The organism is Streptomyces sp. NPDC096012 (genome assembly GCF_040426375.1).
GTDB lineage: Bacteria > Actinomycetota > Actinomycetes > Streptomycetales > Streptomycetaceae > Streptomyces.
The window spans coordinates 32066-56171 of the sequence record NZ_JBEOTD010000015.1; the positions used below are offsets into that span (position 1 = coordinate 32066).

At 72.1% G+C, this 24106-nt stretch carries 19 protein-coding genes and 1 pseudogene; 6 read left to right on the top strand and 14 right to left on the bottom strand.

Annotation, left to right across the window (positions count from 1 at the left end; genetic code table 11):
* The first annotated feature begins 33 nt into the window (after positions 1-33).
* Both ABVB68_RS16975 and ABVB68_RS16980 read left to right on the top strand, forming a co-directional pair.
* On the top strand, positions 34-1218 hold the full coding sequence (locus ABVB68_RS16975; protein ID WP_353601870.1) for a cytochrome P450: 1185 nt from the start codon (positions 34-36) through the stop codon (positions 1216-1218).
* Positions 1219-1411: 193 nt separating this feature from the next.
* On the top strand, positions 1412-2509 hold the full coding sequence (locus tag ABVB68_RS16980; protein WP_353601871.1) for a PP2C family protein-serine/threonine phosphatase: 1098 nt from the start codon (positions 1412-1414) through the stop codon (positions 2507-2509).
* A 476-nt stretch (positions 2510-2985) separates the two neighbouring features.
* Here ABVB68_RS16980 and ABVB68_RS16985 read toward each other — a convergent pair whose 3' ends face one another.
* The 10 genes from ABVB68_RS16985 to ABVB68_RS17030 form a co-directional block, all read right to left on the bottom strand.
* Positions 2986-3495: an Hsp20/alpha crystallin family protein gene (locus tag ABVB68_RS16985; RefSeq protein WP_353601872.1), complete on the bottom strand. Its 510-nt coding sequence runs from the start codon at positions 3493-3495 to the stop codon at positions 2986-2988.
* 90 nt (positions 3496-3585) lie between these two features.
* Positions 3586-5367: an FAD-dependent oxidoreductase gene (locus ABVB68_RS16990; RefSeq protein ID WP_353601873.1), complete on the bottom strand. Its 1782-nt coding sequence runs from the start codon at positions 5365-5367 to the stop codon at positions 3586-3588.
* Entirely contained in the window at positions 5367-5630 is a 264-nt protein-coding gene (locus ABVB68_RS16995; RefSeq protein ID WP_353601874.1) for a UBP-type zinc finger domain-containing protein, read from the bottom strand. The genes ABVB68_RS16990 and ABVB68_RS16995 overlap by 1 nt, the downstream gene beginning before the upstream one ends.
* Positions 5631-5636: 6 nt before the next feature.
* Positions 5637-6095 (bottom strand): thioredoxin, encoded by a 459-nt coding sequence (gene trxA / locus ABVB68_RS17000; RefSeq protein ID WP_353601875.1) that lies wholly within the window; start codon positions 6093-6095, stop codon positions 5637-5639.
* Complete coding sequence (gene clpB / locus ABVB68_RS17005; RefSeq protein ID WP_353601876.1) at positions 6092-8731, bottom strand: ATP-dependent chaperone ClpB; 2640 nt, start codon at positions 8729-8731, stop codon at positions 6092-6094. Before clpB ends, trxA begins: the two co-directional genes overlap by 4 nt.
* Complete coding sequence (locus ABVB68_RS17010; RefSeq protein WP_353601877.1) at positions 8722-9096, bottom strand: chaperone modulator CbpM; 375 nt, start codon at positions 9094-9096, stop codon at positions 8722-8724. The genes clpB and ABVB68_RS17010 overlap by 10 nt, the downstream gene beginning before the upstream one ends.
* Positions 9093-10022 (bottom strand): DnaJ C-terminal domain-containing protein, encoded by a 930-nt coding sequence (locus ABVB68_RS17015; RefSeq protein WP_353601878.1) that lies wholly within the window; start codon positions 10020-10022, stop codon positions 9093-9095. The genes ABVB68_RS17010 and ABVB68_RS17015 overlap by 4 nt, the downstream gene beginning before the upstream one ends.
* A 6-nt stretch (positions 10023-10028) precedes the next feature.
* On the bottom strand, positions 10029-10673 hold the full coding sequence (locus ABVB68_RS17020; protein WP_353601879.1) for a nucleotide exchange factor GrpE: 645 nt from the start codon (positions 10671-10673) through the stop codon (positions 10029-10031).
* A gap of 10 nt (positions 10674-10683) precedes the next feature.
* Positions 10684-12600, bottom strand: coding sequence for a molecular chaperone DnaK (gene dnaK, locus ABVB68_RS17025; RefSeq protein ID WP_353601880.1), 1917 nt, complete (start codon positions 12598-12600; stop codon positions 10684-10686).
* A gap of 85 nt (positions 12601-12685) precedes the next feature.
* Positions 12686-13219 carry a YflT domain-containing protein gene (locus ABVB68_RS17030; protein ID WP_353601881.1) on the bottom strand — a complete coding sequence of 178 codons (534 nt, stop codon included), beginning with the start codon at positions 13217-13219 and terminating at the stop codon, positions 12686-12688.
* Between the two features lie 244 nt (positions 13220-13463).
* On the opposite strand from ABVB68_RS17030, the gene ABVB68_RS17035 reads away from it, so the two are divergent.
* Positions 13464-15251: a PucR family transcriptional regulator gene (locus ABVB68_RS17035; RefSeq protein WP_353601882.1), complete on the top strand. Its 1788-nt coding sequence runs from the start codon at positions 13464-13466 to the stop codon at positions 15249-15251.
* A gap of 172 nt (positions 15252-15423) precedes the next feature.
* Positions 15424-16431 (top strand): AraC family transcriptional regulator, encoded by a 1008-nt coding sequence (locus tag ABVB68_RS17040; protein ID WP_353601883.1) that lies wholly within the window; start codon positions 15424-15426, stop codon positions 16429-16431.
* Between the two features lie 126 nt (positions 16432-16557).
* Here ABVB68_RS17040 and ABVB68_RS17045 read toward each other — a convergent pair whose 3' ends face one another.
* Positions 16558-17763, bottom strand: a complete 1206-nt coding sequence (locus ABVB68_RS17045; protein WP_353601884.1) for a hypothetical protein — start codon at positions 17761-17763, stop codon at positions 16558-16560.
* 370 nt (positions 17764-18133) lie between these two features.
* Between ABVB68_RS17045 and ABVB68_RS17050 the strand changes: the two genes are divergently transcribed.
* Both ABVB68_RS17050 and ABVB68_RS17055 read left to right on the top strand, forming a co-directional pair.
* Entirely contained in the window at positions 18134-18772 is a 639-nt protein-coding gene (locus tag ABVB68_RS17050; protein WP_353601885.1) for a hypothetical protein, read from the top strand.
* Positions 18769-19257, top strand: coding sequence for a hypothetical protein (locus tag ABVB68_RS17055; protein WP_353601886.1), 489 nt, complete (start codon positions 18769-18771; stop codon positions 19255-19257). Before ABVB68_RS17050 ends, ABVB68_RS17055 begins: the two co-directional genes overlap by 4 nt.
* Before the next feature lie 209 nt (positions 19258-19466).
* Here ABVB68_RS17055 and ABVB68_RS17060 read toward each other — a convergent pair whose 3' ends face one another.
* From ABVB68_RS17060 to ABVB68_RS17070, 3 genes and pseudogenes are all read right to left on the bottom strand, one after another.
* A complete protein-coding gene (locus ABVB68_RS17060; RefSeq protein ID WP_353601887.1) occupies positions 19467-20069 on the bottom strand; it encodes a phosphatase PAP2 family protein in 603 nt (200 codons plus the stop codon).
* A pseudogene (locus ABVB68_RS17065) lies at positions 20062-21412 on the bottom strand (diacylglycerol/lipid kinase family protein). Before ABVB68_RS17065 ends, ABVB68_RS17060 begins: the two are co-directional and overlap by 8 nt.
* Positions 21413-21701: 289 nt before the next feature.
* Positions 21702-23888 carry an ATP-binding SpoIIE family protein phosphatase gene (locus tag ABVB68_RS17070; RefSeq protein ID WP_353601888.1) on the bottom strand — a complete coding sequence of 729 codons (2187 nt, stop codon included), beginning with the start codon at positions 23886-23888 and terminating at the stop codon, positions 21702-21704.
* Between the last annotated feature and the right edge of the window lie 218 nt (positions 23889-24106).

The following is a 24106-nucleotide window of genomic DNA, read 5'->3' on the forward strand; positions in this document are numbered from 1 at the left end:
CGCGACCCGCCCCCGACTCCCCCAGGAGCCATCATGGACTCCGAGACCCTGCTGGCCCGGATCACCGACTACGCCAGCCGCCCCGACCCCTACCCCCTGTACGCGGAACTGCGCGAGGCCGGTCCGGTGGTCCGGCAGGCCGACGGAAGTCACCTCGTCGGCGGCTACCACCAGGTCGCCGCCCTGCTCCACGACCCACGGATGAGTGCCGATCCGCGCACCGGTGGGGCGGTCACCCGCAAGCCGCCGTTCCTGCGGCTCGACGACCCGGAACACCACCGGCTGCGCACCCTGGCCATGCGGCCGTTCGGCCCTCCGCACTGCCCCGGGCGCGTCGACGGCATGCGCGGCGAGATCGAGCAGATCACCAAGGAGTTGCTGAGCTCCTTCGAGGCCGGCCGGGAGATCGACGTCGTGGACGACTTCGCCTACCCGCTGCCCGTCACCGTGATCTGCCGCCTGCTCGGCGTGCCACGCCAGGACGAGCCGCTCTTCCGGACCTGGTCCGACGCTCTCGTCGCGGCCGCCGACGTCAGGCCCGACGCGGACGCCACCGAACCCGACGAGTCCGCCGACCGGGCGCGCACGGAGATGGGCGGCTATCTGCTGAACCTCGCCGAACAGCGCCGCGGCAAGCCGGCCGACGACATGCTCTCCGCGTTCGTCAACGAGCCGGACCCGGACCTGCGGCTCTCCCAGGAGGAACTCGCGGAAACCGCCATCCTCCTCCTCATCGCCGGTCACGAGACCACGGTCAACCTGATCACCAACGGCGTGCTCACCCTGCTGCGCCGACCCGAGCAGCTGGACCACCTGCGCCGCGAGCCCGGCCTGCTGCCACGGGCGGTGGAGGAACTCCTGCGCTTCGAACCCCCGGTGCACATGCGCGAACGCATCCCGCGCGAAGACATGGACATCGCCGGCGTCCCGGTCGCCAAGGGCACCTCCGTCATCCTGGCGCTCGCCTCGGGCAACCGCGACCCACGGCGCTTCCACGAACCCGACCGGTTCGACCCCACCCGTCCGGACAACGAACACCTGGGGTTCTGCAGCGGCATCCACTACTGCTTCGGCGCGCCCCTGGCCCGCGTGGAGGCCTACGCCGCACTGGGCGCACTGCTCCCCCTCCTCGGCTCCGCACACCTGCTCGAGGACCCCCCTCCCTACCGGCAGAACGCCATGCTGCGCGGCCCCCGTCACCTGCGGGTCCGCCTGTGAGGCAGCGAGGAAAGGCGGCGCCTCCGCACGCCACGGCGTGCGGAGGCGCCGTTCCTCGATGCGGCGGGCCTCCTCAGCGGGGAGGCGGAGCGTGTGCGGTACGTCGTCAAGGCCGGCGAGCCGGTCCAGGGCGGGCGGCCGCGTCGGAGCCGCCAGAGCGCCATGTCCACTCCGCGTAGATATTCTGTAAAATGTGATCGATTCTGGACGGTTGCGGCTGCCTCGTCGCCACGGCAGGCGGCCGCTTGTGCTGTCGTCGCCGGTGATCCTGACCGTCGTCATCGCCGGCCTGGCCTACGCCACTCCCCCGGAACTGGCCTTCAGCCGCCTCCTTCCCGCGGCGCCGGCCCTCGCCGCCGCCATGTGGCCGGTGCTCCCCACCATCCTGCTGGGGACGGTCTGCCTCTTCCTGATGATCGGCCTCAGCATGGTGTTCCCCGGTCTGGGCACGTGGTGGACGGCTGCGGGGATCATCGCCGTGACCGTCGCGGCCGCTTACGGAAGTCATGTCCGGCTCCAGCGGGAACGGACCCTGTTTCAGGTGCGGCTGGTCGCCGACGCGGCGCAGCAGGTGGTGCTGAGTCCGATGCCGCGCCGCTTCGGGGCCGTCGAGATCGAGTCGCTGTACCTCGCGGCCGCGGCGGAGGCCCGGATCGGCGGGGACTTCTACGAGGTCGCCGACACCCGGTACGGAGTGAGGCTGCTCATCGGCGACGTGCGGGGCAAGGGCCTGCCCGCGGTGGGGGCTGCCGCGGCGATCGTCAACTCCTTCCGGGAGGCGGCCTACGGCGAGGCCGACATGGTCAGCCTGGCACGCCGACTGGAGGCCAGCAGCACCCGTTACAACGCCGCGTTCCCCCCCGAGGGGCCGATGGAGCGCTTCGCCAGTGCCCTTCTGGTCGAGATCCCGCACGGGGGCGGTTCTATCAGGATCCTCAACTGCGGACATCCGCCGCCGCTGCTGCTGAACCGCGGGGAACTGCGTGTCCTCGAGCCCAGCGCTCCGTCGCCGCTGCTCAACCTCGCGGAGCTGATCGGCGATCGGTACAGCATCGATTCCTTCGAGTTCGCCCCGGGCGACCTGCTGCTCCTGTACACCGACGGGGTCGCGGAGGCCCGCGCCCGCGACGGTGAGTTCTTCCCGCTGGCGGCCTGGATGCGCCGAGTACCTCCGGTCCCACCCCGCGACCTGCTCGAGGCCCTCCACCGCGACCTCCTGCACTTCAGCAGAGGCCGCCTGGACGACGACATCGCCGCCCTCGCCGTACGCCTGTCCGAGTCCCCGGGATAGCGCCGGGCGACGGACGAGGTGACCGGTCATGCCCCTCGGCCTTGTCGCGGCCCTCAGGGGGTCGAGTGGCGCACGCCTGCCGGAGCGACTGTTCGCATTGCTGGGGAGGAGAACAGCTCTGGCGATCCGTCCGCCGGGATGAAGATGAAGGGGCCCGGCTCGGCTGTGGGAGTGAGCCGGGCCCCAGGTGCGCAGAGCTCCCGCGCGCACCGTGCCGCCGGCGACGGCCCCGGGACCTGACGCCCGGAACGCCATCTCAGCGGCATGGAACGAGACTACGGCGACGTCCGGAGAACAACGCTCCGGAATCCGAAGCCACTTCGCGCACCGCGCGGAGCCGGCGCGACAGCCCGGCCCCGGAGCGAGGGCCGACGACCGGGAGACGGTCCCGGCGCGGGTGCGGTACGGCACGCAGGGCCGCGTGGGGACCCGGTGGGCCGGACGGGCGTCGTCCGGCCCACCGGGGTCGGGCGGTGTCAGCCGGCGCCGCTGTCGGTGCTCCTGCCGCCTTCACTCGTCTCGCTGATCTGGATGCGGTGGGGCCTCGCCGCCTCGGCCTTGGGGACGGTGATCGAGAGCACGCCGTTCTTCATGTCGGCCGAGATCCTGTCGGTGTCCAGGTCTCCGGGCAACCGCAGCCGGTACTCGAAGGCTCCGGTCCGGCGGGTGCTGCGGCGCAGGACGCCCTTGCGTTCCCTCTCCTTGATCTCTCCCGTGACGACCAGTTCCTGGCCTTCGGCCTCGACGTCGATGTCCTTGGCCTTGACGCCGGGTAGTTCGATCTCCACGTGGAACGCGTCGTCGGACTCCGTGACGTCCGCGAGAGGGGTCCACGCGACTGCGGGCGCCGCACCGCCGACGGTGGATTCGAGCAAGCCGCTCATCTCGTTGAGCAGTTGGTCGAACTCGACCAGCGGATTGTGTGCCCAGCCGACGGGCTTCTGCTGCATTCCGCCACCGTGGTGGCGCACGACGGGCATCGCCATGCCCATCGCCTCCTTCTCCTGGTGCTTACCCGGATGTGATCGCTCGCGTTGTGATCGCTCGGTTGGGATCGGCCTCCTTCTGTCAGGTCGTCAGGCGAGCCATGCGGATTCCCTGGCCCGGGTGTGCGGTGAGGTGTCCGTGCCGCCGGGCGCGGCCGAGTGGCCCAGGTAGCGGTGGATGAAGTGGACGGCCATCGCTCCCTCACCGACGGCGGAGGCCACGCGTTTGACCGAGCCGCTGCGGACGTCGCCGGCCGCGAAGACCCCGGGCAGGCTGGTCTCCAGGGTCATGCAGCCGCGTCCCTGGCTCTGCCAGAGACCGGGGCCCGAGCGGGCCTGGGCATCGGCTCCGGTGAGGATGAATCCGCGTGCGTCGAGGGCGAGCGTGCCCGACAGCCACTGGGTGTACGGGTCGGCTCCGGTGAAGACGAACAGGGCCCGCACGGCGATGCGGTGGTGTTCGCCGGTGCGGTGGTCGACCACCTCCACCGCCTGCAGCACCTCGTCGCCGATCACCTCCGTCACCTCGGTGTGCAGCAGCACCCGTACCTTCGGATGGCGTTCCACCTGGTCGATCAGGTAGCGGGACATGTGCGCGTCCAGGGAGGAGCCGCGCACGAGGAGGTTGACCTGAGGTGCGTAGCCGGCGAGGAACAGCACCGCCTGGCCGGCGGAGTTGCCGCCGCCGATCACGGCCACGGGATCGGTGCGGCACTGCTGGGCCTCGTAGACGGTGGCCGAGTAGTGGACGCTGGTGCCCTCCAGGCGCTCGATGCCGGGTACCTGGAGGCGGCGGTAGCGGGCGCCGGTGGCCAGCAGGACGGAACGGGCGGTGATCTCGCTGCCGTCGGCGAACGCGACGGCGTAGTGGTCGTCACGCGGCTCGATGCCGGTGGCCTCCGCCGGAACGCCGAAGCGGGCACCGAACTTGCTCGCCTGGAGCACTCCGCGCTCGGTGAGTTCGGCGCCCGAGATCCCGGAGGGGAAGCCGAAGCAGTTGTCGATCCTGGAGGTGGTCCCGGCCTGGCCGCCGGTGGCCAGGGACTCGACCACGGTCGTGTTCAGGCCCTCGGAGGCGGCGTTCACGGCGGCGGCGAGGCCGGCCGGGCCGGCACCGACGATCAGCAGGTCGCCGCGGCCGTTCTCGGCAGGCAGCGGCGGCAGGCCGATGAGCCGGGCCAGTTCGGCGTTGCTGGGGTTGCGCAGCAGGGTGGTGTCGCGCCAGATGACCAGCGGCGTCTCCTGCGGGCTGACGCCGAAGCGGCGCAGCAGTTCCTCGGCCTCCTGGTCCGTCTCCAGGTCGATCCAGCGGTGCGGCAGCCGGTTGCGGGTGGCGAACTCGCGCAGCCGCCGGGTGTCCGGCGAGTAGCGCGAGCCGATGATGCGGAAGCCCGCGCCCTGTCCGACCAGCAGGGCGCGGCGGCCCAGGCAGGCGCGCAGCACCACGTCGCCGAGCGAGGAGTCCCGGTTGATCAGGCGGCGCAGTTGGTCCATGGACAGGGCGAGGATCTCGCCGGGGTCGCGGACCACGGCGGTGTAGAAGGCCACCTGGTCGTGCAGAAGCCCGAGTTCGCCGATGAAGCGGCCGGGGCCGTGGACGCGCAGCAGGTGTTCCTCCGGTGTCCCGTAGTCCTCGATGATGGCGACGGAGCCGCTGAGAACGACGTAGAACGCCTCGCAGCGCTCCCCCTCCTGGATCAGCACGTCGCCGGCGTTCACGGAGCGGCGCTCGCCGTGTTCCGCGAGGCGGGCGATCTGGTCGTCGCTCAGGCGGGGATACGCGCCGTAGACGTCCGGGGTCTCGAACGGGACGGCCTCGTCCGCGTCGTCGATCGCGGGTGCCGGGTCCGGCCGGGCTTCGTCGCCGGACATCACACGAACGCCTCGTGGACGAAGCACCAGCGCCAGTCCTCGCCGGGCTCCAGGGAAGCCGCGATGGGATGGGCGTCGGCGGCGGCGTGCCGCCGGGCGTGCCGGTTCGGCGAGGAGTCGCAGCAGCCGACGTGACCGCAGGTCAGGCAGAGGCGGAGATGGACCCACGGGGAACCGAGCTGCAGGCACTCCTCACAGCCCTCGGGAGTGCGTGGCGCGACGGGCCGTACGAGGGCGAGGTGGGGGTCGGCGGGTAGGGTCATCGCTGATCATCCTTCCGGAGCCGGTGCGTGGCCGGCGATCGACCGCTCCACCCACTGGCGCAGCGCGGGTGCGGGTGCGGCGCCCGCCTGCCGGGCGACGGTCTTGCCGTGGTCCAGGACCAGCAGCGTCGGCACTGCCTGCACCTCGAACCGGCGGGCCAGCCGCGGGTTGCTGTCCACGTCGACCTTGGCCAGTTTGATCCGTCCGGCCATCTCGGTGGCGACCTCCTCCAGGGCGGGGCTGACCATGCGGCAGGGGCCGCACCAGGTCGCCCACAGGTCGACCACGACGGGCACGGTCGACTGCTCGACCACCTCGGAGAAGTCGTCGTCGCCCGCGTCGACCACCCAGGGCAGCGGCTTCTTGCAGTTGCCGCACCTCGGGCTGCCCTCGGCGGCCGCGGGCACCCGGTTGACGCGTCCGCAGTGCGGGCAGCGGACGGTTGTGGCCTGCATGGTGCTCATGCCGCCCTCGCTTCCTCGGTGGCCGGCGGCTGTTCGTAGCTGACCACCAGTTCACCGTCCCGGGCGTCGACCCGGATGGTGGCGCCGTCCTGGACGTCGCCGCGCAGCAGGGCCCGCCCGATGAGGGTCTCCACCTCGTGGGAGATGTAGCGGCGCAGCGGCCGCGCCCCGTACACCGGGTCGTAGCCCTGGTGGGCGATGAACTCCCTCGCCGCTTCCGTGAGTTCGACGCTGATACGGCGCTCGGCGAGCCGGCGGCGCAGCTCGTCGAACTGCAGCTCCACGATCTTCTCGATCTGGGCCTCACCGAGCGGCTTGAACAGCACGATGTCGTCGACCCGGTTGAGGAACTCCGGCCGGAAGTGGCCCCGCAGATCGCCCATCACCAGCGCCCGGGCGTCCGGCTTGATCTCGCCGTCGGCGGTGACGCCGTCGAGGAGGTACTGCGAGCCGATGTTGGACGTCATGATGATCACGGTGTTGCGGAAGTCGACCGTGCGGCCCTGGGCGTCGGTGATCCGGCCGTCGTCGAGGACCTGCAGCAGGGTGTTGAAGACGTCGGTGTGCGCCTTCTCGATCTCGTCGAACAGGACCACCGAGTACGGCTTGCGACGCACCGCCTCGGTGAGCTGGCCGCCCTCCTCGTAGCCGACGTATCCGGGCGGCGCGCCGACCAGCCGGCTGACGGTGTGCCGCTCCTGGTACTCGCTCATGTCGAGGCGGATCATGTTCTCCTCGGAGTCGAACAGAGCCGCCGCGAGGGTCTTGGCCAGCTCGGTCTTCCCGACGCCGGTGGGGCCGAGGAAGATGAACGAGCCGATGGGCCTGCGGGGGTCGCGGATGCCGGAGCGGGCCCGGATGATGGCGTCGGCGACGAGCTTGACGGCCTCGTCCTGGCCGATGACCCGCTCGCGCAGGATCTCGTCCAGCCGCAGCAGCTTCTCCCGCTCGCCCTCCTGGAGGCGGGCGACGGGGATGCCGGTCCAGGCGGCGACGATCTCGGCGATCTCCTCCTCGGTGACCACCTCGCGCAGCAGCCGGTTCTGGCCCTGCTTGGCGGCCAGTTGCTCCTCCTCCGCCTTCAGCCGGCGCTCCAGCTCCTGGAGCTTGCCGTACCGCAGTTCGGCGGCCCGGTTGAGGTCGTAGGCGCGCTCGGCCTCCTCCGCCTGCTGCCGGACCTGCTCCAGTTCCTGGCGCAGTTGCTGCACCCGGCGGATGGCCTGCCGTTCGGCCTCCCACTGGGCGTGTTTGGCGTCGGCCTCGGCACGCAGGTCGGCCAGTTCCTTGCGCAGTTCCTCCAGACGCGCCTTGCTGGCCGCGTCCGTCTCCTTGGACAGGGCCGCTTCCTCGATCTCCAGACGGGTCACCCGGCGGGTGATCTCGTCGAGTTCGGCGGGCATGGAGTCGATCTCGGTGCGCAGCCGGGCGCAGGCCTCGTCGACGAGGTCGATGGCCTTGTCCGGCAGGAACCGGTCGGTGATGTAGCGGTGGGAGAGGGTGGCCGCGGCGACCAGCGCGGTGTCCTGGATCTTCACGCCGTGGAAGACCTCCAGGCGTTCGCGCAGGCCGCGCAGGATGGAGATGGTGTCCTCCACGCTGGGCTCGTCGACCAGCACCTGCTGGAAGCGGCGTTCGAGGGCGGCGTCCTTCTCGATGTGCAGCCGGTACTCGTCCAGGGTGGTCGCGCCGATCATGTGGAGCTCGCCGCGGGCCAGCATGGGCTTGAGCATGTTGCCCGCGTCCATCGCTCCCTCGGCGGCACCGGCACCGACGACGGTGTGCAACTCGTCGACGAAGAGCAGGATCCGGCCCTGGGCGCCCTTGACCTCGGTCAGGACGGCCTTGAGCCGCTCCTCGAACTCGCCGCGGTACTTGGCGCCGGCCACGAGCGAGCCCATGTCGAGGGCGAACACGGTCTTGTCGCGCAGCCCTTCGGGTACGTCCCCGCGCACGATGCGCTGGGCCAGGCCCTCGACGATGGCGGTCTTGCCGACGCCGGGGTCGCCGATGAGGACGGGGTTGTTCTTGGTCTTGCGGCTGAGGATCTGGGTGACGCGGCGGATCTCGGAGTCCCGGCCGATCACGGGGTCCAGCCGTCCGGTCCGCGCCTCGGTCACCAGGTCCCGGCCGTACTTCTCCAGGGCCTCGTAGGCGACCTCGGGGTTGGCGGAGGTGACGCGCTGGTTGCCGCGGACCTGGGTGAGCGCGCCGAGGAACGACTCCCGGGTGATGCCGAACTCCTTGAGCAGCCGTCCGGCGGCGGTCGACGTGCCCTCCTCGGCGAGGGCGAGCAGCAGGTGCTCCACGGACACGTACTCGTCCTTGAGGCGTTTGGCCTCACGTTCGGCCGCGTCCAGCAGACGGGACAGGCGCTGGGTGACGAAGACCTGCCCGGGCGACGCGCCGGGTCCGGTGACCCTGGGTCGCCGGGAGAGCTCCTCCTTCACGGCGGCGCGCAGTTCCTTGGGCTCGCCTCCGGCCATTTGCACCAGTCGAGGCACCAGGCCGTCCTCCTGGTCGAGGAGGGCGAGCAGCAGGTGTTCGCCGTCGACCTCGGTCTGCCCCATGCGGGTGGCGGCGCTCTGGGCCTCCTGTAGGGCTTCCTGGGACTTCTGGGTCAGGCGGTTCATGTCCATGGTGGGAGATCACTCCTCGTACCGGTGCGGCGCAGCGCGGCTTCGAGCAGGCTGATGCGGTCGAGCAGGTCGAGCACCAGTCCGATGGATGCGTAGTTGAGGCACAACCCGGTGCGCAGCCGCTGGACGCGGGCGAGTGCGGCCGGGGCCGTGGGGGCGAACGAGAGCCGCCCGGCGGGGTCGCGGTCGGCGTCCACCAGGCCGAGGGCCACGAACCGGCGGACCAGGTCCGGGTGGAGGCCGGAGCGGCGCGCCACGGTGTCCAGGGACAGCCTCGGCACGGGCACGATGGCGTACTGGACGTGCATGCCCGCCGGAGCCGTCTGAGTACGCGCGCGTCGCGCAGCGGCCGGTCGGTCGGTCATCGGGTCCTCCTGGGGTCGAACGAGGAGACGGCTGCGAGTTCCTCGAACAGTTCGCGCTCCCGGTCGGTCAGCCGGGGCGGCGTCATGATCCGGATCTCGGCGTACAGGTCGCCGTTCTTCCCGCGCGGGTTGGGCATGCCCTCGCCGCGCAGCCGGAGCCGCCGGCCGCTGGAGGAGCCTGCGGGCACGTTGACCTTCGCCGTGGCGCCGCTGGGGGTGGACACGGGCACGGTCGCGCCTAGCGCGGCTTCCCAGGGGGTGACCGGGAGCTGGACGTAGACGTCCCGGCCCTCGAGCCGGAACTGCGGGTGCGGCAGGATCCGCACCCGCAGGTACAGGTCTCCGGCCGGCGCATCGCCGCTGCCGCGGCCGCCTTCGCCCGCCAGCCGGATGCGCTGGCCGTCGACGACGCCGGGCGGCACGTCGACGTCGTAGCTGCGCTGTCCGGAGGGCCCCGTGAGGGTGACGGTCCGACGACCCCCGCGGTAGGCCTCCTCGACGGTGAGCGGCAGTTCCGCCTCCTGGTCGGCTCCGGGGGTGCGCATCCGTCCCGCGCCGCCGAAGAAGGAGCCGAACAGGTCCTCGATGTCGACGCCCTCGCCGCCGAATCCGGAGCTGGCGTACCGCACCCGGGGACCGCCGCCGCCGCGGAATCCGCCGCCGGGGCCCACTCCGGCGCCGACGCGCTCCTCCCAGTCGTCGGGGACCTTCCGGAAGTCCTCGCCGAACCGGTCGTACTTGGCCCGCTGCTCGGGGTCGGACAGGACGCTGAAGGCCTCGTTGATCTCCTTGAAGCGGTCCTCGGCGCTGGGGTCCTTGTTGACGTCGGGGTGGTACTTGCGGGCCAGGGTGCGGTACGCCCGCTGGATCTCGTCCCGGTCGGCGGTGCGCGGGACGCCGAGGACCTTGTAGAAGTCGGTTGCCATCGACGGTCACTCCCGCTTGGCCACGGTCACGGCGGCCGGCCGCAACTGACGTTCACCCGATCCGTAGCCGGGGCGCAGCACCTGGACCACGGTGTTCGGTTCGGCGTCGGCGTCCTGGACCACGCCGACGACCTCGTGCCGGGCGGGGTCGAACGGGGCGCCGGTCTCGGCGTGGCGCTCGAAGCCGAGGCGGTCGAGGATCATGACCGCCTGGTCCCGAACCGCCCGCACGCCCTCGACGATCGCGTCCGGCTCCGCGCCGGCGTGGCTCAGGGCCAGTTCCAGGTTGTCGACGACGGGCAGCAGGGCCGTGACCGTACGCGCGCGTTCGGCCACGCGCTCCCGGTCGAGTTCCTTGGCGTGACGTTTGCGCAGGTTGTCGAGGTCGGCCAGGGCACGGCGCCAGCGGTCCTCGACCTCCTTGAGCGCGGTCGCGTACTCGTCGTCGGCCGCGGCCGGGCCGCTCGCCGCGTCGGGCCCCGGGTCGGCCCGGTCGGTCGGCGGTCCGGGCTGGGGCAGGTCCCCGCGCGGGGGCCCGGGCTGGGGGGCGTCCCCGCGCGGAGGACCGTCCTGGGGCATGCCCCCGCGCGGTGGAGTCACGGCGCCTTCCGGCGGCGGATCCGGCGAGCGGTCCTGGGGAGGGATCGGCATGACGGACTCCTCAGCTCTTGTCGAACTCGGCGTCGATCACGTCGTCGTCACCGCCCGTACCGCCCGGCGCGGCACCGCCCGGACCCGTTCCGTCCGACGTCCCGGTGTCCGCCTCCTCGCCCGCCGCCGCTCCGGGCCGCTGGGCGGCGAGACCGGCGTAGACCTGCTGCAGCTCGGAGATGAGCGGCCGGACCTTGTCGACCCCGGCCTCGTTCTTGACCGCCTCGCGGGCCTCGCCCACCAGCATCTCGGCGCGGGCCTTCTCGTGCGCGGGCGCGTCGTCGCCCAGCTCGTTCAGGCGCTTCTCGACCTGGTACGCGATGGCGTCGAGTTCGTTGCGGGCGTCGATGGCCTCGCGCATCGCCTGGTCCTGGTTGCGGTTGCGCTCGGCCTCCTCGATCATGCGCTCGACCTCGCTGCGGTCGAGGTTGGAGGTGTCACTGATGGTGATGCCCTGCTCCTTGCCGGTGTCCTTGTCACGAGCGGTGACGTTGAGGATGCCGTTGGCGTCGACGTCGAAGGTGACCTCGATCTGGGGTTCGCCACGCGGCGCGGGGCGGATGTCGGTGAGCTGGAAGCGGCCGAGGACGCGGTTGTCCGCGGCGAGTTCCCGCTCGCCCTGGAGCACGACGACGTCGACGGCGGGCTGGTTGTCGGTGGCCGTGGTGAAGGTCTCGGTACGGCGCACCGGAATGGTGGTGTTCCGCTCGATGATCTTCGTCATCACGCCGCCGGCGGTCTCCACGCCCAGCGACAGCGGGATGACGTCGAGCAGCAGGACGTCCTTGACCTCGCCCTTGAGGACCCCGGCCTGGATCGCGGCGCCCATCGCCACGACCTCGTCCGGGTTGACGCTCATGTTGGGGTCCTTGCCGCCGGTCAGGCGGCGTACCAGGGCCTGTACGGCGGGGATGCGGGTGGAGCCGCCGACGAGGATGACCTCGTCGATGTCGTTCTCGCCGACCTTGGCGTCGCCCATGGCCTGCCGGACCGGGCCGAGGCAGCGTTCCACCAGGTCGGCAGTGATCTGCTCGAAGGTGGAGCGCATGATCGTCGTGGTCAGGTGCTTGGGCCCGGAGGCGTCGGCGGTGATGAACGGCAGGCTCACCTGCGTCTGGGTCACCGAGCTCAGTTCCGTCTTCGCCTTCTCGGCGGCCTCGAACAGGCGCTGCAGGGCCTGCGGGTCCTTGCGCAGGTCGATGCCGTTCTCCTTCTGGAAGCCGTCCGCCAGGTGGTCCACCAGCCGGCGGTCGAAGTCGTCGCCGCCGAGGTGGCTGTCGCCCGCCGTGGAGCGCACCTCGACCACGCCGTCGCCGACGTCGAGGATGCTCACGTCGAAGGTGCCGCCGCCGAGGTCGAAGACCAGCACGGTCTCGTGTTCCTTCTTGTCCATGCCGTAGGCCAGGGCGGCCGCCGTCGGCTCGTTGATGATGCGCAGCACTTCCAGGCCCGCGATCCGGCCGGCGTCCTTCGTGGCGGTGCGCTGAGCGTCGTTGAAGTAGGCGGGCACGGTGATGACGGCCTCCGTGACCCGCTCCCCCAGTTGCTTGCCGGCGTCGTCGGCGAGCTTGCGCAGCACCAGGGCGCTGATCTCCTCCGGCGAGTACAGCTTGTCGCGGACCTTGAAGCGGGCGGCGCCGCCCTCTCCCTCGACGACGTCGTACGCGACGGCCTTGGCCTCCTCGGAGACCTCGTCGAAGCGCCGGCCGATGAACCGTTTGGCCGAGTAGATGGTGCCCTTGGGGTTGAGGATCGCCTGGCGCCGGGCCAGCTGACCCACCAGGCGTTCGCCGGTGTCGGTGAAGGCCACCACGGACGGTGTGGTGCGGGCGCCCTCGCTGTTGGGCACGACCGTCGGCTCACCGCCTTCCCATGCGGCGATCACCGAGTTGGTGGTGCCCAGGTCTATTCCGACTGCCTTCGCCATGATGAGGAACTCCTTCCATCCCGCCGATCCGCATCCGTCGGCGTCCCTTTGCCTTCCGGGCCCGCGTCCGCCCGGTCCCGCGCCTTCAGGTGGAGGCCGGACCGTGGTGGGGCGGTGGGCCGCTCGGCCGTGCGGTGTCTCGCGTACGCGCGTCGGCGCCGTCGCCGGCCAGTTCCGAGAGCAGCCGGGCCGCCTCCTCGGCGACGTCCTCGTCCACGACGACGTCGTACCGGCTGGGCTGCATGGATCGGACCGAGGCGAAGTCCCGGCGACCGCCCTGCGCCGCGTGCAGCAGCAGGCCGAGCAGGGCCCCGACGATCGCTCCGAAGATCAGTCCGTACAGTGCGAGGAGCAGACTGGAGACCAGCGGGTCCACCCAGTTCAGCAGCCCGAAGACCCACCCGATGAGTACGCCGGGCAGCGCGCCGCTCGCCGCGCCGCGCAACGCGGCGTCACCGAATCCCATCCGCCCGATCACCTGTTCGACGAGCTGGACGTCCTGACCGATGATGGCGACCTTCTCGACCGGGAAACCCTTGTCCGCCAGGTGGTCGACGACGCGTTCGGCCTCCTGGTAGGTCGGATACGAAGCGATGGTTCTGCGGTGCTCCTCGTTCATCGCCCAGTCCTCCCATGCGGCGGTGCGCCCAGCGATGCCTGTATCCCCAAGCCTTGCGATCGCGCGGGCCCACCGTCTGCGCCTGGCGGGGCGAAAAGAGTCAGTCCCTATGGGTCCGACAGAACAAAGGAGGCATAACGTGTAAATCGGATGGGGCCGGATGGGTACTTGGGACCCGTTCCCGTGTGGGTATCCAGGGCGCGCTCGATCGCCACTCCAAGGCCGTGGAAAACGGAGTGATCGCATGGCCGACAGTCCGAAGCGGCGGATGTCCCGCTGCCTGCCCGATCAGGCAGGCGCCCGTCACGCGGGAGGCGCGCCCGACCACCGCCAGCAGCTCCGCTGCCGTCCGGGACCGGCTCCGGCCCGGACCGCGGCGGATCCGTCCGGGCTGCTGGCCCTGTCCCGCACCCTGTTCGGCACCGAGGACGAGAAGGAGATCCTTCGCCTGTCCATGTCACACCTCGACGGGCTGGGACCGTACCGGGCCGAAGGCGGCTACCTCATGGTCGGGGACCGTCTCACCCGGGCGTCGCCGGAGGCCACCGACGGCAGCGGCGCCTACCTGGACCTCCAGGTCCGGGAGCTCGACGGGGCGGAGGGTGCCGTGGCCCTGACCGGGCGGGTGTGGAGCGAGGTGTTCGGCCTGCGCCTGTTCGGCACCCTGCTGGGCGCGCTGGCGGTGTCGTCCGCGTCCGTGCCCACCGAGGACGACCAGTCGCTGCTCATGACACTCGTCGGGTTCACCTCGACGGCCCTGTCCCTGGCCTCGGCACAGCGCCACCGGCACGCCGACATCGATGAGCTGAAGCGGCTGCGCAGCGAACAGGACACGACGTACCGGGAGTTGCGTGCTCTGAGTTCGGAGCTGGACCACCAGCGGCGCGTGTGCGGAGTGTTCGACGAGGTGGCGGCCTCGGGTGGCGGCGAGGACGGCATCACCCACGCGCTTTACGAGCTCACGGGACTGCCGGTGCTGGTGGAGGACCGTTTCGGCAACCTCCGCTCGTGGGCGGGTCCGGGCCGGCCGGACCCCTATCCGGCGCCGGCGCCCACACGGCAGGGAGACATGCTGCGTCAGGTGGCCCTCGCGGGCGAACCGGTACGCATCAAGGAGCGGGTGATCGCCCTGGCCCGGCCCCGCGGCGAGGTCCTCGGCGTGCTGGCCCTGGTGGACCCCGACGGTCGGGCCGAGGAGCGTGACGTGTTCGCCCTGGAGCACGCGGTGCAGTCGCTCACCCTGGAGCTGATGCACCTGCGCCGTCTCGCCGAGGTCGAGCTGCGGCTGCGCCGCCAGCTGGTCGACGACCTGCTGGAGGGCACGGACGAGGCCAGCGCCTACGCCCGGTCGGAGGCCGTCGGCCATGACCTGCACCGTCCCCACCACGTCATCGTCGTGCACTGGCCGGGGAGACCGGCGGACGACTTCTTCGCCCGCGCCCTGCTACGAGCGGCCGCGACGCTCGGCATGCGGCCGCTGGTGACCCGTCGCGGCGACCGGATGGTGCTGCTGACCGAGGAGCAGCCTCATGGCGAGGCCCTGCATGCGGCACTGGTCCGGGAACTGGGAACGTCCGGCGGGGCGATCGGCGTGAGCACCCGCTGCCCCACGCCGCGCTCCATACCCCGCTGCTACGAGGAGGCGCAGCGGGCCCTGGAAGTGCGCCGGCACTCGCGTCAGCAGCACGGCACGACCTTCTACGACGACCTGGGCCTGTTCCGGCTGCTCGGGCCGGGGCAGGACCGCGAGGAACTGGAGGGGTACGTGCGCGAATGGCTCGGCCCGCTCCTCGAGTACGACGCGGTGCACGGCACGGACATGGTGCAGACGCTGGCGCTGTACTTCGACTGCGGGGGCAACTACGACGAGACCGCCGGCGCACTGGCCGTCCACCGCAGCACGCTGCGCTACCGGCTCCAGCGGATCCGCGAGATCAGTGACCGCGACCTCGGGGACGTGGACACCCGGCTCAATCTCCAGGTGGCGACACGCGTCTGGGGGATCCTGCTGGACGGGCGGAGCCCCCTGTGAGGCGGTGCGCGCGGCGCGGTACCCGGCGCACCTGTGGCCCGGGCCCCGCCGTCGCACTCGCGCACTATGGATCACCTGTGCGATAGAACTGTTGTCCCGCTCCAGCTCCTCGCGGAGTAGTTCCGGCAGGCTCTCCCACTGACCGGACCCCGCGCACCTCAAGATGCTTTGCATGAAGGCACTCGTTGACGCCCGCGCGCAAGGGCAGAAGGCCGGGACTTCCGATGAAGTCTCTTTCAGCACCGTCGATCCCGACGAGGCCCGGTCCGTCCTCGGCAAGACGTACTACGACAACTCCATCGACCGGCTCGATTCGGGCCAGGCCTTCAGCGCCGCCTTCGACGTCGTCAGACTCGGGCCGTTGACGGTCGGGGAAGTCGGGTTCGGGGCCGATGTGCGAGTGCGGTTCGGGGACCTCGGGGCCCATCAGGTCGACATCCCCTTGTCGGGGGGCATGGCGTGGCGCCAGAGCGGCATGGTTCCCGTGGTGACCGCACCGGGTCGCGCGGCGGTGTTCCGGCCCCACGGGCGCACGGTACTGGAGCGGCTGGAGCGGGGCCGGATGCTGGCGGTGAAGATCGAGCCGCGACTGCTCGCACGCCATCTGGAAGGGATGCTGGGCACGCCGGTACGCGCGGGGTTCCACCTGGGCCCCAGCATGGACGTGGCATCCGGGGCGGGCCGGAGCTGGGCACGCCTGGTCAAGATGGTCATGAGCGAGGCGGGTGACGCGGGCAGTCTGCTGCGGCAGCCGCTGCTCGCCGTCCAGATGCAGGAAGCCCTGCTGACCGGTCTGCTTCTGGCCACGGACCACCCCTACCGGCACGCACTCGACCGGCCGCCTGCGCGGGGCGAGGCGCAGCGGCCGGTCCGGCAGGTGATGGACGCCGTGCGTGCCAGGCCGGAGCATCCGTTCACCGCCGCCGAGCTGGCCCGTGTCGCGCAGGTCAGCGAGCGCTGGCTGCAGGAGTGCTTCCGCAGGCAGGTCGGCATGTCACCGATGGCGTATCTGCGCGAGGTCCGCATGGAACGGGTGCGTGCGGAGCTGACCGAGGCGGACCCCGCCCACACGACCGTCGGCGACATCGCCTACCGGTGGGGCTTCAGCCATCTGGGACGGTTCGCCCAGCACTACCGCGCCCGTTTCGGTGAACTCCCCTCACAGACACTGGCCTCCTGACCCACCTCGCCTGCGGCGCCCCGCCGGGCGGTTCGCCGGCGCACCGGCCGGGCGAAGCGGCTTCCCACCGGCCGCGGGAAGCGGCTTCGCGTGCCGCGGAAGAGAGCACCGGAAGCCGACCGGGCCTCACCGCGTGACGCTGCCGTCGTGGCCCGGGCCTTCGGCGCCGGCGCCGCCGGCCGCGGCAGGGGCTGCCTGGCCGCCGGGGCCTGCCCGTGGCCCGCAGGTGTCCTGGTCCGACCGTGCCGGCGTCTCCTTGAGCTGGCGCTGACGTGCGCGCTGGCGTCGTCCGTAGGCCGCGTCACGTACCTGGTCGTCCGTCTCCAGACTGCTGCCGAAGGCACCACCGACCAGTGCGATGGCGGTGATGAACCAGGCCAGGTAGGCGTAGTCGTCGGCACCCACCGGGCGCCCGATGAACTTGTGCAGCACGGACGGGGCCAGCAACAGGAACGAGACGGCGACCAGAACCCCGAACAGAACGACGGCGAGAACCAGGACCGCGAGAGCGACCGTGATGAGGGTGACCAGGTTGTAGGGGTAGAACGGATGATGGCGGGCGGGCAGGTCACCGCCCCTCTCCCACAGTTCATGGTCGATGATGACCCACGCGGTCAGCGCCGACGCCGCCACCACCGTGATGACCGCGTGGTGCCAGGAGTCCAGCGCCGTGGCGAGATTCCAGGTGGCGGTGTTCATGAACAGCACCGTCGCGGTGGCGAACACACCCGCCATCCCGCGTGACAGGGAGCCGAACAGCCGCCAGGGACGGTTGGCGTGCACCATCCCGGCGACGAGGCGCACGTGTCCGCGCAGACCAGGCACCACATAGCGCCTCGGCATGCCGGAAGCGGCATCGGCGCCGGCGCCCGCCTCGTGAGGCCGGCGGCCGATGACCTCCGGGTGCTCCAGGACGTCTTCCTGCGTGACGAGCTGCCGGACGATGTCCACGATCGCCTGCCGGACCCGGCGGCGGAGTCGGGGGACCCCCAGGGCGGGCAGGGAGATCACCGCGGCGCGGTGTTGGCTGTCGACTTCCACGCTGATCGGATACAGCCTCGCCCGCCGCGGGAGGTCCGTGATGAAGACGGCGATGTCCCACTCGATGCCGTGCAGGTGGCGGTTGACCGCTTCCGCGATGTCGGAGACGTCCGCCTGCTCGGCCCCGGCCAGTGGAGCGGTGAAGCTGTCCACCACCCACTGTGTCCGGCCGCCCACGGCCCGGCTGAGGTAGGAGGGCAGACGCGGGGCCAGAGCCCGGGCGATCTCCGAGGGCACGCCCGGATCGGCGACCAGGACCAGGCGTTGCGTACCGGACGGCGGCGACGTCATCGTCCCGCACACCGGACGGGCGGAGCCGCCCGTGCGCGTCTCGACCGCGGCAGGGAGCCGACGGCACACGCGGACGCAGCGGTGTCCGCCGGCTGCGTCGTCGATCCAGGGGAGGGACGGCCCGCGCTCGGCACGGCATTCATGACCTTCCCTGTGCCACCGGGCTCATGCGCTCAAACCAGGACCTGAGCGGCGTCGACCGCGGAGACGCCCCCACGGAGGCCGTCAGCGCCTTGCCCACGGTGACCGGCCCCGGCCTGCCGGGCCGGCCGCCGGCGTACGGCTGAACGGGCGAGGGGCCGTCCACGGGCGTAGCGGCGTCTCCTGGCACTCCCGGCCACCACGGAATCGAATACGAGTGCGAGGCGTTGTGGTCAGAGCCAGCAACCAGCGGAACGAGACGGACCGGACCCTGTTCTGCACCTCGGATCCGGACCGAAGCGGCGCCTACCTGGCCTCCATGTACGGCACCGGGATGCGCATGGGCCGGCCGTCGGCGCCCCACTCGGCGTTCCGGCACGAACGGCGGACGGCGAGTCGCCTGTGCCTGGACAGGGTCGCCCTGCCCATGACGGTGGCGGTGGACGTCGAGCCGCTCGACCGGATCCTGGTGCAGGAGGTGCTGGACGGATGCCTCGGTGTCCGGTACGGGCACGGCGGCTCGGAGTATCCCGCGGGCAGCGTCCTGGTGCCGGCTCCGCCGGGACTTCCTTACCGCACCGACGTGGAGAACATCCGCACCGACATTACGGTTCTGGATCTCGACTTCCTGCGTGCCGTCGCGGGACTGGACCACCGGGACGGCACCGCCCCGCTGCGCCTGCTACGGCCGCGCGACGGTGCGACCACACACCCCGCCCGGGGATCCCGGAACCGGCCGGCCGGCCGCTCCCCCCTCTTTCCCGGGTCGGTTGCCGAGGTCGACACATGCCGCGGCCGGGCCGCACAGCCCGGCCCCGAAGTCCTCCTGGTGCCGCCGCCACGGGATGGCCCAAGCTGGCCCGCATGAACTGGTTGTCACTGCTGTCCACCCTGGCCGGTGCCGCGATCGGCATCGTCGCCACGCTCATAGCGGACCGGAACCGGTGGAAGCGCGAGGACGACAAAGAGGCCCTCCGGCTGCGGCTCGACGTCTACACGCAGTACACCACCGCGGTGAAGCTCCTCGGTGAGACGCTGCGGGCCCTGGCCTCGCGAGAGCACCCTTCCGACGACGAGCGGGCGCTCGCGCTGCGCGAAGCCTTCCGGGAATCGGGCATCGCCATCGCATCCGAACGGATGTGGCTCATCGCACCCGAACCCGTCGTCAAGGCCTCCGACGACGTCTTCCACTGCCTGCGACGCATCCGCGACGGCTACATCGACGGCACTGCCGTCAGGAGTGCCGCCGACCACACGCGCTGGGAGGAACGCGGCAAGGCAGCCGCCACGATGCGCAGGCTCATGCGCGAGGACCTCGGCGTCGGTCCGCTCACCGAACGCCACGGCACCTGAAGCCGACGTGCACGCTCCCGAGGGCCGGTACGGTCCGGCAGTGCCCGGCGGCCCGACCGTCGATCAGTGCGCCGGTGTCCGCCCCCGCGTCGGGCACCGGGTCCGCGTCGGGCACCGGGTCCGCGTCGGGCACCGGGTCCGCGTCGGGAGCCGGGTCCGCGTCGGGAGCCGCGTCGTCGCCGGGCGCCGCATACGGGCCGGCGACCGCTTCACCTCCGTGGCAGGGAGGTCGGCGGAACGTGCGCGACCGCGAGGGACGCCGCCGCGGCCGCGAAGCCGAGGACCGCGCCCGCCACCACGTCGCCGGGGTAGTGCACACCCGTGTGCACGCGCGAGTAGCCGACGGCGACCGCCAGCGCCCCGAGCGGAATCGCCGCAGGAGGCAGTACGACGCCGACGGCGGTGGCGAACGCGGTGGCCGACGCGGTGTGGCCGGACGGGAACGACGCCGACCGGGGCATGGGTACGTACCGTCCGGCGACCACCTGCTCCCTGTCGGGCCGCCTGCGGCGCACCACGCGCTTACCCACCAGGTTCGCCAGCGCCGAGGCGAGCGCCACCGAACCGGCCCCGGCAAGCGCCGCGTTGCGGGGACGGCCCGGCACGACGGCGAGCGCCACGGCCACGGTCAACGAGATCTTCGAGTGGTCGGCCGCCCGCGACAACCGCCGCAGCACACGGTCCAGCGTGGGGGTGGAGGTCGCTGCCACGGCCGCGTAGAGGGCGCCGTCGATCGCGCGCAGGTCGCCGAGGACGGCGGCCGTGATCCGGCGCACCGGCGCGATGGTCTCGGCCTCGGGCGAGTCAGGCACGGGGCTCTCCTTCCGGGTCGGGCTCGGTGCGGCCGAGCGCGAGAGCGAGGAGCAGGCGCCAGTCGACGCGCGGGGGAGGGGTCACCACGCCCGGACGCTCTCGCGGCACCAGGACCCGCAGCGCGCCGGGCCGCACCGTGCAGACCACCGGGGTGGGCAGGTGCAGCGCCTCGCCGTCCACCGCGACGGGGATCTCGTCGGCGTCCGCGGTCACCTCGACCGACCGTGCGGTCATGACGGTCAGTCCGGTGGACTGCGGGCCACGCACGGCCAGATCCGCGGCCTGGGCGGCGCTCTCCACCCGGATGCCCAGCACGCCCAGCTCTCCGCCGTCCAGCCGGGGGCGGCGACCTGCGCCGCCGAACTCCTCCGGCGAGACGTACGGGTTGTTGCTCACGAGGAGCGCCTGCTGGGAGGAGAGCGCGGTGCCGTCGACCCGGGCGTCGAGCCCCCTCCCCCACCAACAGATCGGGCATCAGGTCCAGCGTCGTGCCGGCCTTGTCGTCGCGGTACTCGGGGCTCTGCACGACGTCCGCGTACACCCCGAAGGACACCGTGTTGACGAACACCCGGTCCGCCACCTCGCCCAGATCGACCGTCAGTTCCTCGCCGTCGGTCAGGGCGTCGAGACAGCGGCTCGGGTCGGCCCGGTCGAGGCCGAGATCCATGGCGAAGTGGTTGCGGGTCCCGGCGCTGACCACCAGGAACGGCAGACCGTGCTCGGCGGCGACCATCGCGACCTGTGCCTGGGTGCCGTCGCCGCCCGCCACGCCGAGCAGATCCGCGCCCTCGGCGACCGCCTGCCGGGCCAGCGTGGCCACGTCGAGCCGGACGGAGGGGTCGAGCAGGATCACCCGCGCGCCGAGCTTCTCCGCCCGCTCGACCAGCCCGAAGCGCCCCACCTTTCCGCCGCCCGACCTGGGGTTCATGATGAGCACGGGCCGCCGCGGCCGGGGCGCGGGCACCGCCCGCATGGGCTGCCGGGGGTGGGACCTGCGCAGCGCGGCGCGGGCACACAGCACAGCCGTGCCCCAGCACACGCCGAGGACCAGCGCGTCCTGCCACAGGCCGCCCTGCGTGTAGAACACGAGCACGCCGACGGGCGCGGCGACCGCGACCAGTGCGCCGAGCAGCCGGACGGCTCCGTGGTGCGCCAGGAACCACCAGATCCCCGCGCTGCCGACGATCACCCCGAGGAATCCGGCGGCGAGGACCAGCAGTCCGCCACCGCCCAGCGCGAACAGCGGCACGGCCACGACTCCGATCACTGCCAGCACGGCACAGCGTGCGAGCAGTCGCGCCCCCGCTCCCCCAGGGGAGCCGGGCCTGCGTGTCCTCGTCATGACGTCCTCCACGTCGCGTCCCGCGGTTCCGGCAGGTCCCGTCGTACCAGCATGCGCCGCCGGGTGCCGGCGGCGCGCCGGCCGGTTGCTGCGGGTGAGCCGCACCTCACGCTTCAGCGCACACCGGGTCCCTCACATCCGTCGTGGCGGCGGCCGCCCCTGGCGCTCGCGGCCCTCGCCTCCGGCGTGGAGCCGGCCGCCGGCGGCGCTCGCGCGGAGCGGGCCCGGGAGATCGGCGCGGTGGAGGGCTCGGCGACGCCTCGCTGCCGGCGCGGTCGCCGGGCGGGCCTCACCGGTTCCGCTCGGTGGGGAGGGTCAGTTCCGCCCAGATGACCTTGCCCTCGCGGGTGGGGCGCGTGCCCCAGCGCTCGGCAAGCTGCGCGACCAGCAGCAGGCCACGGCCGCCCTCGTCGAAGGTGCGGGCGCGGCGCAGGTGCGGAGCGGCACTGCCGGCGTCGAAGACCTCGCAGGTGAGCCTGTGATGACGGATCAGCCGCAGCTGGATGGGACCCTTGCCGTAGCGGATCGCGTTCGTGACCAGTTCGCTGACGATGAGCTCCGCGCCGAAGGACAGGTGTTCCAGCCCCCAGGCGGCCAGGGTCTCGGTCGTGAAGCGGCGGGCCCGGGCGACGGCCGCCGGGTCGGACGGGAGGTCGAGCGTGGCGACGTGCTCGGGGCCGAGTACCAGGGTGCGTGCCACCAGCAGGGCGACGTCGTCGTCGGGCCGGCCGGGCAGCAGGGCCGCCAGCAGCCGGTCGCAGATCTGCTCCGGTGCGTCCGGCGCCTGGGTGAGGACGGTGCGCAGCACGGCGCGCCCGTCGTCCACGTCACGGGTACGGCTCCGGACGAGGCCGTCGGTCCACAGGACCAGCAGGCTGCCTTCGGCCGGCTCGAACTGGGCCGTCTCGAAAGGCAGCCCTCCCAGGCCCAGGGGCGGCCCGATCGGCATGTCCAGGAAGTCGGCGGACCGGGCGTCGGGGCGGCTGCCGTCGACGGTCGAGGGAGTCGCCACCGCCGGCAGCACATGGCCGGCACTGGCCACCGAACACCGGCGGGACACCGGGTCGTAGACCGCGTACAGGCATGTGGCGCTGAGCTCGCCCTCGTCCGTGGTCTCCTCACGCTGCAGGCGGATGACGACGTCGTCCAGACGGGTCAGAAGTTCATCGGGCATCAGATCGATGTCGGCGAAGGCGCGGACGGCCGTCCGCAGGCGGCCCATGGTGACCGCCGCCCCGAGGCCGCGGCCGACGACGTCCCCGACGACGAGGGCGACCCGCGCCCCCGACAGCACGATCACGTCGTACCAGTCGCCGCCCACGCCGGCCCGGTCGCTGCTGGGCAGGTAGCGCGAAGCCGTCTCGACGGCGGGCTGCTCCACCACGCGCTGCGGCAACAGGCTCCGCTGGAGGGCGAGGGCCGTTTCGCGCTCCCACGTGTACCGGCGGGCGTTGTCGATGTGCACCGCCGCTATGGCGGTGATCTCCTGGGCCAGCGCCAGATCGTCTTCGTCGAAGGGGCGCGCGCCGCTGCGGCGGAAGAACTGGGCGAGGCCGAGAGCGTTTCCGCGGGCGTTCAGGGGGAGCAGGAGGGCCGTCTGGAACCGGGCGACCGGCGGGCCGCCGCCGGGCCCCGGGTGCACCTCCGGCCACGTGTGCGCGTCCGTGGGTGTGATGTGGTGCAGGCGTGGCTGACCCGCCGTCAGTGCCCGGTCCGGTGCGGAGCCGGCCGGGTAGGTGTGCGTGCTGCCGGTGGCGACCGGGGCGCCGGGGCCGTCCTCCGCGACTGACCGCTGGGCGACCCGGCGCAGCACGCGCCCACCCGTCTGCGACGTCGGCGGACACGGGTCGCCGTCCGGGAGGAGGGACTCGAAGAGGTCGACGGTGACGAGGTCGGCGAAGTCGTCGGTGCCGACGTCGGCCAGTTCCTGCGCGGTGCCGGCGACGTCGAGTGTCGCTCCGATGCGTCGACCCGCCTCGTCGGTCGGCAGGGGGCACCGGCGCAGTCGGCTCTCCCGCTCCTCCTGGTAGGCGGCGACGACCTGGTGCGAACCACGGTCGGCGTACTCGAACGCCTCCGCGACCAGTCGCGTCGCCACGGCGCCGTTCAGTTCCGAGCCGCCGGTGAGCTGCGCGGCCTCGCCCTGGACCAGCTGAAGCATGATCATGTGGCCCAGGCCGTGGGCGCGCAGGAGTGTGCTGATCGGTATGCCGTGCCGGGCGAACCCGCGCGCGACCTCCAGTGCCTCGGGAGGCGCTTCGACCTCGGCCACGTCGAGCCGGCCCTCGAGCACGTCCAGGAAGGTCAGGACGTGCGCCGCCGTCTCCCGTGGTGCCAGGACGGCGATGTCCGGGTACTGCGAGAGGTCGGGCAGGACGCCGCGGAGCCGCTGCCAGAGCAGTTCTGCCGAGGGGCCCGCCCGGGGTCTGAGCTCCTGGGCCAGACCCCGAAGGAAATCGTCGACGTCGACGTCCATACGCAAAACGTACCGAAGGTCGCGAGTGCCTGCCCTTTCGGACGGCGGGACGTCCGGGGTGCCCGGGGGCGCCGCCCGCGGACGGGCCGGGAGCCGGTCCCTCGGCGCCCGGGCGCGGGCGCCGAGGAAATCCGTCTCGCCACCCGGCTGTGGCCGCGGCCCCCGTCCGTGAGCCGGGCCGCCTGCCACGGCGTAAGCGTGCGCTGCGCGGGGGCCGC

Excerpts from the sequence above, each read along its gene's own strand:
- ABVB68_RS16975 (WP_353601870.1), top strand. The coding sequence starts at position 34 with ATGGACTCCGAGACCCTGCTGGCCCGGATCACCGACTACGCCAGCCGC.
- ABVB68_RS16985 (WP_353601872.1), bottom strand. The coding sequence starts at position 3,495 with ATGGCGATGCCCGTCGTGCGCCACCACGGTGGCGGAATGCAGCAGAAG.
- ABVB68_RS16990 (WP_353601873.1), bottom strand. The coding sequence starts at position 5,367 with ATGTCCGGCGACGAAGCCCGGCCGGACCCGGCACCCGCGATCGACGAC.
- ABVB68_RS16995 (WP_353601874.1), bottom strand. The coding sequence starts at position 5,630 with ATGACCCTACCCGCCGACCCCCACCTCGCCCTCGTACGGCCCGTCGCG.
- trxA (WP_353601875.1), bottom strand. The coding sequence starts at position 6,095 with ATGAGCACCATGCAGGCCACAACCGTCCGCTGCCCGCACTGCGGACGC.
- clpB (WP_353601876.1), bottom strand. The coding sequence starts at position 8,731 with ATGGACATGAACCGCCTGACCCAGAAGTCCCAGGAAGCCCTACAGGAG.
- ABVB68_RS17010 (WP_353601877.1), bottom strand. The coding sequence starts at position 9,096 with ATGACCGACCGACCGGCCGCTGCGCGACGCGCGCGTACTCAGACGGCT.
- ABVB68_RS17015 (WP_353601878.1), bottom strand. The coding sequence starts at position 10,022 with ATGGCAACCGACTTCTACAAGGTCCTCGGCGTCCCGCGCACCGCCGAC.
- ABVB68_RS17020 (WP_353601879.1), bottom strand. The coding sequence starts at position 10,673 with ATGCCGATCCCTCCCCAGGACCGCTCGCCGGATCCGCCGCCGGAAGGC.
- dnaK (WP_353601880.1), bottom strand. The coding sequence starts at position 12,600 with ATGGCGAAGGCAGTCGGAATAGACCTGGGCACCACCAACTCGGTGATC.
- ABVB68_RS17030 (WP_353601881.1), bottom strand. The coding sequence starts at position 13,219 with ATGAACGAGGAGCACCGCAGAACCATCGCTTCGTATCCGACCTACCAG.
- ABVB68_RS17035 (WP_353601882.1), top strand. The coding sequence starts at position 13,464 with ATGGCCGACAGTCCGAAGCGGCGGATGTCCCGCTGCCTGCCCGATCAG.
- ABVB68_RS17040 (WP_353601883.1), top strand. The coding sequence starts at position 15,424 with ATGAAGGCACTCGTTGACGCCCGCGCGCAAGGGCAGAAGGCCGGGACT.
- ABVB68_RS17045 (WP_353601884.1), bottom strand. The coding sequence starts at position 17,763 with ATGACGTCGCCGCCGTCCGGTACGCAACGCCTGGTCCTGGTCGCCGAT.
- ABVB68_RS17055 (WP_353601886.1), top strand. The coding sequence starts at position 18,769 with ATGAACTGGTTGTCACTGCTGTCCACCCTGGCCGGTGCCGCGATCGGC.
- ABVB68_RS17070 (WP_353601888.1), bottom strand. The coding sequence starts at position 23,888 with ATGGACGTCGACGTCGACGATTTCCTTCGGGGTCTGGCCCAGGAGCTC.